The organism is Pseudomonas lactucae (genome assembly GCF_016937615.1).
Taxonomy (GTDB): Bacteria; Pseudomonadota; Gammaproteobacteria; order Pseudomonadales; family Pseudomonadaceae; genus Aquipseudomonas; species Aquipseudomonas lactucae.
Genome location: NZ_JAFHKI010000093.1, coordinates 1 through 12,762, shown reverse-complemented (window position 1 = coordinate 12,762; position 12,762 = coordinate 1). Strand labels below are relative to the sequence as shown.

10 protein-coding genes are annotated in these 12,762 nt (G+C 59.8%); 3 read left to right on the top strand and 7 right to left on the bottom strand.

The window, feature by feature from the left end:
- Nucleotides 1-153: 153 nt before the first annotated feature.
- From JWR98_RS17565 to JWR98_RS17555, 3 genes are all read right to left on the bottom strand, one after another.
- On the bottom strand, nucleotides 154-1,404 hold the full coding sequence (locus tag JWR98_RS17565; RefSeq protein WP_078732710.1) for a glycoside hydrolase family 68 protein: 1,251 nt from the start codon (nucleotides 1,402-1,404) through the stop codon (nucleotides 154-156).
- Nucleotides 1,405-1,653: 249 nt separating this feature from the next.
- On the bottom strand, nucleotides 1,654-2,592 hold the full coding sequence (locus JWR98_RS17560; protein ID WP_078732709.1) for a pectate lyase family protein: 939 nt from the start codon (nucleotides 2,590-2,592) through the stop codon (nucleotides 1,654-1,656).
- Nucleotides 2,593-2,890: 298 nt separating this feature from the next.
- Entirely contained in the window at nucleotides 2,891-4,390 is a 1,500-nt protein-coding gene (locus JWR98_RS17555; protein ID WP_078732708.1) for a CoA-acylating methylmalonate-semialdehyde dehydrogenase, read from the bottom strand.
- Between the two features lie 108 nt (nucleotides 4,391-4,498).
- Here JWR98_RS17555 and JWR98_RS17550 point away from each other — a divergent pair, with 108 nt between their 5' ends.
- Nucleotides 4,499-5,437, top strand: coding sequence for a LysR family transcriptional regulator (locus JWR98_RS17550; RefSeq protein ID WP_078732707.1), 939 nt, complete (start codon nucleotides 4,499-4,501; stop codon nucleotides 5,435-5,437).
- Nucleotides 5,438-5,575: 138 nt separating this feature from the next.
- The gene (locus tag JWR98_RS17545; protein ID WP_205490676.1) at nucleotides 5,576-7,258 is read left to right on the top strand and encodes an AMP-binding protein; all 1,683 of its coding nucleotides are present in this window, start codon (nucleotides 5,576-5,578) and stop codon (nucleotides 7,256-7,258) included.
- 24 nt (nucleotides 7,259-7,282) lie between these two features.
- Here JWR98_RS17545 and JWR98_RS17540 read toward each other — a convergent pair whose 3' ends face one another.
- From JWR98_RS17540 to JWR98_RS17525, 4 genes are all read right to left on the bottom strand, one after another.
- Nucleotides 7,283-7,645, bottom strand: coding sequence for a hypothetical protein (locus JWR98_RS17540; protein WP_205490674.1), 363 nt, complete (start codon nucleotides 7,643-7,645; stop codon nucleotides 7,283-7,285).
- A 2-nt stretch (nucleotides 7,646-7,647) separates the two neighbouring features.
- A complete protein-coding gene (locus tag JWR98_RS17535; protein ID WP_205490672.1) occupies nucleotides 7,648-8,637 on the bottom strand; it encodes a hypothetical protein in 990 nt (329 codons plus the stop codon).
- Between the two features lie 184 nt (nucleotides 8,638-8,821).
- Nucleotides 8,822-10,096 (bottom strand): glucarate dehydratase family protein, encoded by a 1,275-nt coding sequence (locus tag JWR98_RS17530; protein WP_205490670.1) that lies wholly within the window; start codon nucleotides 10,094-10,096, stop codon nucleotides 8,822-8,824.
- Nucleotides 10,093-11,460, bottom strand: a complete 1,368-nt coding sequence (locus JWR98_RS17525; protein ID WP_078732693.1) for an MFS transporter — start codon at nucleotides 11,458-11,460, stop codon at nucleotides 10,093-10,095. The genes JWR98_RS17530 and JWR98_RS17525 overlap by 4 nt, the downstream gene beginning before the upstream one ends.
- A gap of 106 nt (nucleotides 11,461-11,566) precedes the next feature.
- Here JWR98_RS17525 and JWR98_RS17520 point away from each other — a divergent pair, with 106 nt between their 5' ends.
- Entirely contained in the window at nucleotides 11,567-12,466 is a 900-nt protein-coding gene (locus JWR98_RS17520; protein WP_078732692.1) for a LysR family transcriptional regulator, read from the top strand.
- Nucleotides 12,467-12,762 lie beyond the last annotated feature (296 nt).

Sequence of the window (12,762 nt, the reverse complement as noted above, 5' to 3'; positions counted from 1 at the left end):
GGGCAGTGCGACGATTCGACTTGCTCCCGATTGCGGTGGGTCAGTCGATATCTACCTTGACTGACCTACTGCTACCGCGGGCAAGTCGAATCGTCGCACCGCCCCTCCCACATTTGGATCGGTTTACACCTGATGTTGGCTATTGCATTGCTGTCACTGGCTCAACACCACATCGCGCATTGCCGGGATGTAACCGTAGTCGTAAGACTCCTGCACAAACGAGCGGTCGCCCTTCAGCACAATCCTGACCGTCGGCGCTTCGGTGCCACCGATACGGTAGTCCTCACCGCTGGTGGGCACGCTGTCGATAAACGACGTCACCAGGCCATTGGGCATCACGCAGTGAGAATAGGTCTGGAACGGCTGCGAAGGTGGGTTGCCGAGTACCAGCCCGGAAGCGTTCATCGGCGTGTAAGGACCAAACAGATGATCGCCAATAAAGCCGTAGACGCCATCCGGACCGGTCACACCATCCGCATAGGTGAACTTGTGGCTGATGGTGAACAGGTAGTACTTGCCGTCCTGAAACACATAGTGCGGACGCTCGGTTTGATCGTTTACCCCCACGGCGGTCACCAGCGGCGGCAGGATTTCCCACGCGTCACCGTTAAGGTCCTTGGCCACGGCGATGCCGATGCAGCCGACCTGATAACGCGCACCGCCGACGTCCTCGTGCCCTGGTGGCACCAGGCCCAACTCGTCAGGGCCCACTTCGTGAGTACCGCGCTCGCCGGCGACATTGCCTTCAAACACCATGTACAACTTGCCATCCACGGGGTCGATAAACGGGCTGGGATCGCGAAAGTTCCAGGTCGCGTTCTGCGCCTCGGTTTGATAATAGGTGCCGTCGGCATCGAACAACGACTTGACCTGATCAAAGCCTTGCAGGGTGACACCGGTGTCCGACGTGACAACCTGGCCCCTGACTTTGGCAATCGTGGCACCTGGTGTGACGCAGGTGTAATACAGGTCGATATCACCGTTGTTATTGAGCAGGATCGGCGTGCCGGCCCATTCACGCGTGGTCGGCGAAACCCCTTCGGCCATGACCCGGCCGCCGAAGATCCAGTCCTTGCCGGTGCGCGAGTACCAATAGCAGATACGCGCATGGCCATGGCGATCTTCCCAATCGCGCTTGATGTCGTAACGGCCGTCGGCGTTGATGAATTGTGGATCATGGGGGCGACGGTCGGCAGTCAGGGTGAAAATCACTGACCAGCCATCCACAGATACCACCGTGCCATCCAGCTCACGCAATGGCATGGTGTCCCAAATAAACACCGTATCACTCATGACAGGAAAGTCAGGACTCACTAACGGCTGTGTCGTCGTAGGGTCATTCTCATTAACTTTCAGCGCATCGGCCCGTGTCCAGCGAGTGGGAGTGTGATTCGCATGTTTCATGATGATGTCCTTTTGCTGACGCTTAAATAAAAAGCGAAGATTAAATAGCACCTGACAGCCAGCAACTCGATACTGACCGAAAGAGCAAGAGATAGTTGGATCTGCAAGTGCGCCCCAAGGTTTAACATGGGCATTGCTTATCTCAACATGAAGAATTGTTTACATTAAAAAGGCCATCACTGTATTTATATCCTTGATATAAATACAGTGGCACCCGTAATAATGACAGCCAAGTAGAAAGCTAGCTATTCAACTACCAAACACCAACACCGTAGCCTGAGCCCCGGCATTCTTCTGTGTAAAGTCTTTGGCCTGCGCCGCCGTCTTCAAGGTATAGGCGTAATTGGAAGTTGCCGTCCACTGTGCTTTTGGCGACTTCTGGTTGGTGATCGGCGGCACACTGTTTGTATCAGTAAACGTCCCGCTGCCTTTATCATCCAACATGCCATTGTTTTGGCTGCCTTCACCAAAATAGTTGCTCTCGGAAAGGATATTGGCATTCTGCGCAAGGGTGAAACCGAGATGAAACTTATTGATATAGTTGTTATACACATGAAAATAACCGTAGCGCATCAAGCCTGGCGCACGCACTTCCATATTGTCGAAGCGGTTATGGCACAGTGTCAGGCGCGGGTAACCGTTGAACGCAGCGTTATTATCATCCGCCGGATGACCGAAGATCAGGCCGTACTTGTGACTGCCAAAGAAGCAGTTGCTGATGGTGGCATAATCGGCTTTTTCACCGATATACAGCAATTTGTCTTCACTGCCGTCATTGGTCGACCAGCTGTGCCCGACAAAAGAGCAATGGTCAATCCAATACTTGCTGCCGTAGTTCAGGTAGACCTGAATATCGTCATTGGCCTTGATATTCGCGGAATGCTTGAAGATAAGATTCTGCAGAATGATGTTCTGCGACTGCGCGGTTGCACGCAGGTGAATATTCTCCAAAGTCCGATTCTGGAACGAACCGATCAGCGTTTTGTTGGCGCCCATGTTGACTTTGGTCAGGCTCGACGCCGAGATATTACTGTTGATCACCAGCACCTGCGGGGTGACGGTACCGATATTGGCCTTGAGTTGATCCAGGTTAGTGATGCTGACCACGGGGCCGGCCCAGCCGCCGGTCACTTTTGCCGCGAGGGCGAAACCGGTCAAACCGGTGAGTTTGCTTTCTGGGTACGACATGAGTTCCCTCTCTCTATATAAAAACGGCTCGGTATAACGAGCCTGAGCATTAAGTTAATCCATTAACTTACACAGGGTGTTTGGCGTGGCTGAGGCTGCCAGAGCTTGGTTGGTCAGCGCCTAAACACTGTGTTTATATACAGTATTCGGCATTCACTGGATCGTCAACCTTTACGCAAAAAAATGTGGGAGGGAGCTTGCTCCCGATTGCGGTGGGTCAGTCGACATATGCATGACTGACACTCCGGAATCGGCGCACCGCCCCTCCCACACTTGTCCTACGGTGTCCTTTCAAGCGTTATTTGGACACCGGCATCGCAAACTCCGCGCCCTGCTCGATGCTCTCCGACCAGCGCTGCATGATCGACTTCTGCTTGGTGTAGAAGCGCACACCTTCGGTGCCGTAGGCATGCATGTCGCCAAACAGGCTCTTCTTCCAACCGCCAAACCCGTGCCAGGCCATCGGCACCGGGATCGGTACGTTGATGCCGACCATGCCCACCTGGATGCGGCGGGCGAACTCGCGGGCGATGTTGCCGTCGCGGGTGAAGCAGCTGACGCCGTTGCCGAATTCGTGGTCATTGACCAGTTGCACGGCTTCGGCGAAGTCGTTCACGCGCACGCAGGCCAGGACCGGGCCGAAGATTTCTTCGCGGTAGATGCTCATTTCTCTGGTCACGTGATCGAACAGCGTCGCGCCGAGCCAGAAGCCGTTTTCCAAACCCGCTTCGGTGGGCACATAGTCACGGCCATCGAGCAGCAGTTGCGCGCCGGCCTGCACACCTTGTTCGATGTAGCCGCTGATGCGCTCCAGGGCGGCGCGGGACACGATCGGGCCCATTTCGGCTTTCAGGTCGCGGCCGTCGGTGATACGCAGTTGCTTGGCACGCTCGGTCAGGGCGGCGATGACTTTGTCGCCCACATCGCCGACCAGCACGGCCACGGAGATGGCCATGCAGCGCTCGCCGGCACTGCCGTAGGCCGCGCCCATCAGCGCATCGACGGTTTTTTCGATATCGGCGTCGGGCATCACCACCATGTGGTTTTTCGCGCCGCCCAGGCCTTGCACGCGCTTGCCGTTGCGCGCACCGGTCTCGTAGATGTATTGGGCAATCGGTGTCGAGCCGACAAAGCTCACAGCCTTGACGTCCGGATGTTCGATCAGCGCATCCACCGACTCCTTGTCACCCTGCACCACGTTGAACACGCCTTTGGGCAGGCCGGCTTCGCGCAGCAGTTCGGCCATGAACAACGAAGCACTCGGATCGGTCGGGCTTGGCTTGAGGATGAAGGTGTTGCCCGCCGCGATGGCGATCGGGTACATCCACATCGGCACCATCACCGGGAAGTTGAACGGTGTGACACCCGCTACCACGCCCAGGGGCTGGCGCATCGTCCAGTTGTCCATGCCACGGGACACCTGGTCGGAGTGTTCGCCCTTGAGCAGGTTGGGGATGCCGCAGGCGAATTCGAGGATGTCGATGCCACGGTCGACCTCGCCCTGGGCGTCAGTGAAGACTTTGCCGTGTTCGGCGACGATGATGCGCGCCAGGTCGTCCTTGCGCTCACGCAGCAGGTGCAGATATTCGAACAGCACGCGGGCGCGGCGGATCGGCGGGGTGTCGGCCCAGCCGTCGAAGGCGGCCTGGGCAGCGGCGACGGCTTCGGCCACGGTCTGGCGGCTGGCCAGCGCGACGCGTGCGGTTTTTTCGCCAGTGGCCGGGTTGTAGACGTCCTGATAGCGATCATCGCGGCTCACGCGCTGGTCGTTGATGTAGTGCTCGATGGTAGTGGTCATGGCAGTCGATCCAGGTGGGTAGCGTTGGAACACACCTTAGGCTTTCGCTTTGTTCCAAACCAGAGCAGAATCCTGAACTTATTGTCCATATATACGAACAATACAATCATGGAAAAATCTGAAATCGAAGGGCTTTGGACCCACATCCACTGGCTCTCGGTGCTGGAAGAACAAGGCACCTACACCGCCGCCGCTGCGCGCCTGGGGGTGAGTAAATCCGCGGTGAGCCAGCGCATTTCCGATCTGGAAAAGGCCACCGGCACGCGGTTGGTCACACGCACCACGCGCAGTGTGCGGCTGACCGATGCGGGGCTGTCATTGACCCGTGAAGTGCGCAGCGCCTACGCGCAAATCGCCCGCAGCTTCTCGTCCGTACGCGACTCGGTCGGTGAGATTCGCGGGCTGGTACGGCTGACCGCACCGGTGGCGTTCGCCCGGCAGCAACTGGTGCCGCACCTGTCGGAATTCTTGCAGCAGTACCCGCAGGTGCGTATCCAGCTGGACGTGTCCGACGCCTTGAGTTCACTGGCGGCCGAAGGCTACGACCTGGCCGTGCGCCACGGCTTCCAGGTGCCGGAAACCCACGTGGCCTGGAAGCTGTGTGACACCGGCTCGGTGCTGGTCGCCACCCAGGATTACCTGCAACGCCACGGCGAACCGCGCGAACCCGGCGACCTGTCCGCACACAATTGCCTGTTTTACCCACGGGGCACCGACCAGCCCGCCTGGACCTTCGAGCGCGGCAGCAAGAACCTTGAGCGCCTCACCGTACCCATCGCCGGCAGCTTCGCCACCAATAACAGTGAAGCCCTGCGCGACTCGGCGCTCAACCACCTGGGCATCGCCCTGCTCCCGGATTTCAGCGCCCACGCCGCGCTGGCCAGCGGCACGCTGGTGCAGGTGCTCAAGGACTGGACGCTCAAGGGCGCGTTTGCCGACGAGATCTACCTGATCCGGCCGTATTCGCCCCATGTGCCGAAGTCGGTAAGTGCGCTGGTAGGTTATTTGAAGCAGAAGCTGTCGGGTGGCTTTCGCTACGGTGGGTAAGGCTGACCGTTCACCGTTTGAAGAGGTGACTTTTTTGCACAACGCACCGGTATTTTTAGGCGTTCATCTTCAGATTTATGCATGCCTATACTCGGTCCACCAAGAATGTCCCTACAACAATAATCAAGGACACCGACCATGACGCATCCCTTCCTGGCCGCCCGGGATTTCCTGCTCGCGCACCGCACCGACTACACCACGGCCGTGCGCGATTTCCGCTGGCCGCAGTTGGATGCGTTCAACTGGGCCCTGGACTACTTCGATGTGATGGCCGAGGGCAATTCGGCCAACGCACTGTGGATCGTCGAAGAGGACGGCAGCGAGCAGCGCTACAGCTTCGCGCAATTGGCGGCGCGCTCGAACCAGGTGGCCAACCATCTGCGCGCCCTCGGGGTACGTCGTGGCGAACGTGTGCTGCTGATGCTCGGCAACGATGTGGCGCTGTGGGAAACCATGCTCGCCGCGTTCAAGCTCGGCGCCGTGGTGATCCCCGCCACCGCCCTGCTCAACCCGGATGATTTGCGCGACCGTATCGAGCGCGGCCAGGTGCGTCACCTGGTGGTGGGGGCGGCGCATGTCGACAAGTTCGTCGGCCTGGGCGACGGCTGCAGTCGCATTTGCGTAGGCGCCGCGCCAGCGGGTTGGGTCGCGCACAGCGCCGCTTTCGAGTACCCCGAGCAATTCGCAGCCGAAGGCCACACCCTGGCCACCGACCCGATGCTGCTGTATTTCACCTCCGGCACCACCTCCAAACCCAAGATGGTGCTGCACAGCCACCAGAGCTACCCGGTGGGCCACCTGTCGACGATGTACTGGATCGGCCTGCAACCGGGCGATCTGCACCTCAATATTTCCTCTCCGGGCTGGGCCAAGCATGCCTGGAGCTGCCTGTTCGCACCGTGGAACGCCGGTGCGTGCATCTTCATCCATAACGTCGCGCGGTTCAGCGCGCAGGCTTTGCTCAGTGCACTGCAACGTTATGGCGTGACCAGCCTGTGCGCCCCGCCTACCGTGTGGCGCATGCTGATCCAGGAAGACCTGGCCGGCTACAAGTCACGCCTGAGTCTGCGCGAGCTGGTGGGTGCCGGCGAGCCGCTGAACCCGGAAATCATCGAGCAGATCCAACACGCCTGGGGCTTGCCGCTGCGCGATGGGTTCGGCCAGTCGGAAACCACCGCCCTGGTCGGCAACACCCCAGGCCAAGTGCTCAAGCCGGGCTCCATGGGCCGCCCGTTGCCGGGGTATCGCGTGGCGCTGCTCGACCCCGATGGACTGCCCGCCAGCGAAGGCGAAGTCGCCCTGCCCCTGGATGTGCGCCCACTCGGCTTAATGTTGTGCTACGAAGACAGCCCGGAAAAAACCGCCGAGGTGATGCGCGACGGTTACTACCGCACCGGCGATACCGCGCAGATCGACAGCGACGGCTACATCACCTTTGTAGGCCGCGCCGATGATGTGTTCAAGGCCTCCGACTACCGCATCAGCCCGTTCGAACTGGAGAGCGCGCTGATCGAACACCCGGCGGTGATGGAAGTGGCCGTGGTGCCCAGCCCCGACCCGCTGCGCCTGGCGGTGCCTAAAGCGTTCCTGATCCTGGCCCACGATGCACCGGGCAGTGCGGAACTGGCCGCGCATATCCTCGCTTTCGCCCGCGAACACCTGGCGCCGTACAAGCGGGTGCGGCGTATCGAATTTGTGAGTGAGCTGCCCAAGACCATTTCCGGGAAGATCCGCCGGGTGGAATTGCGGCAGATGGAGGTGCTGCGGCGCCAGGGGCAGACGCGGGGCGAGCACGAGCATTTCGAGGAGGATTTTTCCTGAGGCCGAGCCTGGTGTTGCGGCAGGCTACCAGTGGTACCAGATACTCCAGACAATTGAGGCGCCGAACCATATAGCTCCAAAATTATAGGGCCACAACGCCCAACGCTTAAGGGATAGGGGGATGGCGGCCAGCTCGGCTTCGGTCACATCCCCTCGCTTGATATGCGTTTTGGGCATTGCCAACAACTGATTGATCAGGCACATGCGGTGAAACCTGTCGATATGGGTATTTCTGCCCCAAAAACGTTTGTTATCGCAGACCACCTTGTTCTCGCTGAAGTAACTTTCCAACTCTTCGAGCTTTGTGTATTCGGCGTAGAAAGAGAGCCCCGCGAAAACCAGGCACGCTGCAAATACAAGAATTGTAAAGATGAGAAAAAAATCCATGGTTAGGCGCCTTCTGGTTGAAAGATCAAGTCACCATCGATCTCCAGGATGTTGCCGCCCAGAAATGCGCCCCCGTCGCCAAATGTATTGCCTCCTACATACCCTCCCGCAGCGCCGCCAATAACTGCACAGGCCAAAGCACCGTTTCCTTTAGCCACGACACCCAAAAGAATCGTACAGACTTGAGGGGCGAATTTTGCACCGACCTTCCCTCCCCCATAAGCCCCCGCCACGCCGCCCGCCAACTTCCCCGTCTCCACATACTTGGCCCGCCGACACTGCGCCTCTCGCCCTTCGACACACGCTTCCTTGATCTCCAACCCTGCCACTCCCACATCCATCGCCACTCCCACGTACGTCCCCTTCCCCAACCACTTCGACGTCTGCGCAATCGCCCGCATCCGCTGCGCATACCCGGCAATCTCGCCCTTGTGCTGATAGCTTTTGGTGGAGATTCCCAATATCTTCTTCAACGCCTGATTGCCCCGCAACCCCGTGCCAAATCGCGCCGCGCCTTGCAGCTGGGTGTCCAGCATCCCGAACAGGACCTTGCGCTGGCGAAAAAACGCTTCTCGATCCAAACCGCCCTCCCTCAGGCGCTGATGCAGTCGCTCGATCTCCTCCAACGTATGCGCCACTTCCTCCAGATGCCGTGACCATGCCGACGTAGCGCTGCCTACCCCCAACGAGCTGTACCCCAAAAGGCTTTGCAGCAAATCATAGTCATTGACCACCTGGGTTCCGGCCGCATTATCCAGTTCCCGGCGAATCGCCTGCGCCTGACGTACCAGCCAGGCCTCCTCCATCGAACAGGTGGCGCTGTAGGCATCGGGAATAATGACCAACTGCCCAGGCGTCACCAGCCCACGGCGCAGATGATGGTTCAACACATCGAAATGATCCGAACGCTCCCGGCTCAAACCGCCGCCCATCAAGCGCGATTTCAAGCTGTGATAGTCCGTCGTGCGGTCGTTGATATAGCCCTGCGCCATGCCCTACATCCCTGGGTGCAATGAAGATGGCGTCGGAATATAAGCAAGGGAATAGGTCCCGGACACAAGCGCAGGGGGTCTGAATTACATTTGGGAAGTTGCCTACATCGCAGAAAGCAAACACCTACAAAAAACCCCGGAGGCGCACGCACATGCACCGCCGGGCAAAGCGAAGCGACCGGCTTCAGAAACGTGGTTTAACGGCGTTCCAGTCCGGCTGATAACGCTGCATCTGTTTCACGTCGTCGCGCTGGCGAATGCCGCAGCTCAGGTATTGATCGTGCAGCTTGCCCAACTGGTCATGGTCCAGCTCCAGGCCCAGCCCCGGTGCGTGGGTGATCTGCACGCAGCCATCGATGATCGGCAATTTACCGCCCTTGATCACCTCCTCGTCCGGCTCTTGCCACGGGTAATGGGTGTCGCAGGCGTAGTCGAGGTTGGGCACCGACGCGGCCACGTGGGCCATGGCCATAAGGCTGATGCCCAGGTGTGAATTGGAATGCATCGAGACGCCCAGGCCAAAGGTCTGGCACATCTTCGCCAGCACCTGGGTGTCGCGCAGGCCGCCCCAATAATGGTGGTCGGCGAGCACGATCTGCACGCTGTTCAGGGCCACGCTGCGGCGGAACTCATCGAAGTCGGTAACCACCATATTGGTCGCCAGGGGCAAGCCGGTTCGCGTGTGCAGCTCGGCCATGCCGTCCAGATCGGGGGTCGGGTCTTCGTAATATTGCAGGTCGTCACCGAGCAGTTCGGCCATGCGGATCGAGGTTTCCAACGACCAGTTGCCGTTCGGGTCAATGCGCAGCGGCACGTCGGGGAACGCCTTCTTCAAGGCCTTGATGCACGCCACTTCATGCTCGGGCTGCAAGGCGCCAGCCTTGAGCTTGATGCTTTTGAAGCCGTAGGTTTCGATCATGCGCCGGGCCTGGGCGACGATCTGTTCTTCGTTGAGCGCTTCACCCCAACTGTCGGGTTTGTAGGGCGAGTCGATGTGCTGGGCGTATTTGAAAAACAGGTACGCGCTGAACGGGATACGGTCACGGATCGCCCCGCCGAGCAGGTCCACCAGCGGCACATTCAGCGAATGCGCCTGCAAGTCGAGAAACGCCACCTCGAACGCCGAGTAGGCATTGCTCACCGCCTTGCTCGCGTGGGAGCCCGGCGCCAGTTCGGCACCGGCCAGACTCGCCGGCTTATGCGCCGCCACGGTCGCCTGCACAATGGCGCGCAATTGGTTGAGGTTGAACGGATCGAGACCGATAAGCTGTGACTGCACCTGTTGCTGGATCGCCAGCGCCGGGGCATCGCCGTAGCTCTCGCCCAGGCCGATGTAGCCGGTGTCGCTCTCAATCTCGATGATCGAGCGCAGCGCGAAGGGTTCGTGAATACCACTGGCGTTCAGCAAGGGCGGGTCACGGAAGGCAATCGGGGTGACGGTAACGCGGACGATTTTCAAGAGGCGGCTCCCTGTGGACCTGGACGCAAGGCGTGGTGTTGAGAAGAAGAGTTTGATGTTGGGGGGACACCGCCGCGCGGTGCGGTGCGGGCAAAGAACACCACCACGGCGGCCACCAGCGAGGTCGCGGCGAGACCGTACAACCCGCCCTCGATGGAGCCGGTGGTCTGTTCCAGCAAACCGAAGGTGGTGGGCGCCACGAAACCGCCCAGGTTGCCCACCGAATTGATCAACGCAATCACCGCCGCCGCAATGCGCGCATCCAGGTAGCCCTGGGGAATCGGCCAGAACAGCGCCGAAGCCGCCTTGAAGCCGATCGCGGCAAAACAGATGGCGACGAAGGCAAACACCGGCCCGCCGGTGGTGGACATGAACATGCCGAACGCGGCGATCACCAGCATCAGCGACACCCACGCCTGCTGGTGCTTCCACTTGCTGGCCAGGGATGCAAACCCGTACATGGCGACGATCGAAATCAACCACGGAATCGAGTTGAACAAGCCCACCTGGAAGTCGCCCAGGTTGCCCATTTTCTTGATCATGCTCGGCAGCCAGAACGTGGCGCCGTAGATGGTCAGGGCAATGGAAAAATAGATAAAGCAGAACAGCGCGATCTGCCGGTCGGCCAGCAGCTTGAACATCGACGGTCGCACGCTCTGGCTGACCTCGCGCGCCTGCTGCTCCAGGGCAATGGCACTGACCAGAGCGTGTTTCTCATCGTCGCTGAGCCAACTGGCCTGACGGGGGTGGGACTGTAGCCAGAACCACACGAACCCACAGAGCACGATGGAGGCAAAGCCCTCGATCAGGAACATCCACTGCCAGCCATGCAGGTTGAAACCGCTGACATTGAGCAGCGCCCCCGACACCGGCCCGGAGATGACCGAGGCGATGGCCGAACCGCTGAGGAAAATCGCCATGGCCTTGCCGCGCTCACTGGCCGGCAACCATTGGGTGAAGTAGTAAATGATCCCTGGAAAGAAACCCGCTTCGGCGGCACCGAGGATAAAACGCAGCATGTAAAAACTGGTTTCGCCCCGCACAAAGGCCATCGCCATCGCCGCCGCGCCCCAGGTGAACATGATCCGCGTCAGCCAGGCCCGTGCGCCGTAGCGCTGCAGCAGCAGGTTAGAGGGCACTTCGAAGATCGCATAGCCGATGAAGAACAGCCCGGCCCCCAGGCCGTAGGCCGCCGCGCCAATGCCCAGGTCGGTTTCCATATGGCTGCGCACGAAGCCGATATTGACCCGGTCGATGTAGTTGACGATGAACATCACCACGAACAACGGCAGCACATGGCGCTTGACCTTGGCCGCCGCGCGGGCAAGCAAGGTTGGGTCTGGCGGACTCTGGAGGGTATCCACGGGCAACTCCCATTGATTGTTTTTTTAAGGGCGAGTCGATGATGGACGCCGAGGATTGTTCCCGTCTAATCTAACCTGGCATGCGATTGATACCGGGATTAGATCAATGTTCGAGCTGACGCAATTGCGCTGCTTTACCACCGTGGCCACCGAGCTGAATTTTCGCCGCGCCGCCGAACGGCTGAACATGACCCAGCCGCCGCTGAGCCGGCAGATCCAGTTGCTGGAGCATCACCTTGGCGTGGAACTGTTCACCCGCACCACCCGCAGCGTCGCGCTCACCGCCGCCGGTCGGGCTTTTTTCATCGAGGCGCAGAACCTGCTCGAACGCGCCCAGCAAGCGGCCATCACCGCACGGCGCTTTGCCGAGGGCGATATCGGCACGGTCAATATCAGCTTCGTCGGCAGCGCGGTGTATGAGTTCCTGCCCAAGGTGATCGCCGAGGCTCGGCTCAAGCAGCCGCAGGTGAAGATCGACCTGTCGGAGATGAACACCTACCAGCAATACGAAGCCCTGCGCGCCCGGCGTATCGACCTCGGCATCGTCCGCGCACCGTTGCTGGAACCGGGCTACGCCACCGAATGCCTGGTGCGCGAGCCGTTCGTACTGGCGGTGCCGAGCAGCCATCGGTTGGCACACGCCGATACGGTGAGCGTGCAGGACCTGGATGCACAGCCCTTTTTGATGTACGCCCACGCGGCCTACCCGCCGTTCAACGAACTGCTCACCGGCCTGCTGCGCTCGGCCCGCGTGGCGCCGCAATACGTGCAGTGGCTGGGCTCGTCGCTGACCATCCTCGCGCTGGTCAACGCCGGCATGGGCCTGGCCCTGGTACCGCGTTGCGCCAGCAGCGTGGTGTTCAAGAACGTCGTGTTCCGCGACATCGACCTGGGCGAAGGCGCACAAAGCGAGTTGCACCTGATCTGGCGCGAAGACAATGACAACCCGGCGTTCGGGATGTTGCTGGAGGGGATTCGCAGTGCGGTGCGCGAGGGGTGGGGTTGAGTGTTGATGACTGACAAGCCGTGGCGATCATTGCTGGCATTTGGTCATGATTTGTAAAGGGCCAGCAAGGCGTGTCCCTTTTAATTGCAGGACGTTTCCGAGACAATTCCCGCCGCCTTGCGCCTGCTGAAATCGGTGGCTAGTCTGCGGTCCGTCACTGCTTATCGGTGATCGGGTTTAGTCGCCCGGATTTCATATGGCGCATGGTCCTCCATGAAGTTTTATGGTGGCTGTGCGTAGGGCACCTTCGGGTGCGCCGGTTTTCCATATGGCCGGTCGACTAACCTGCGTACAGC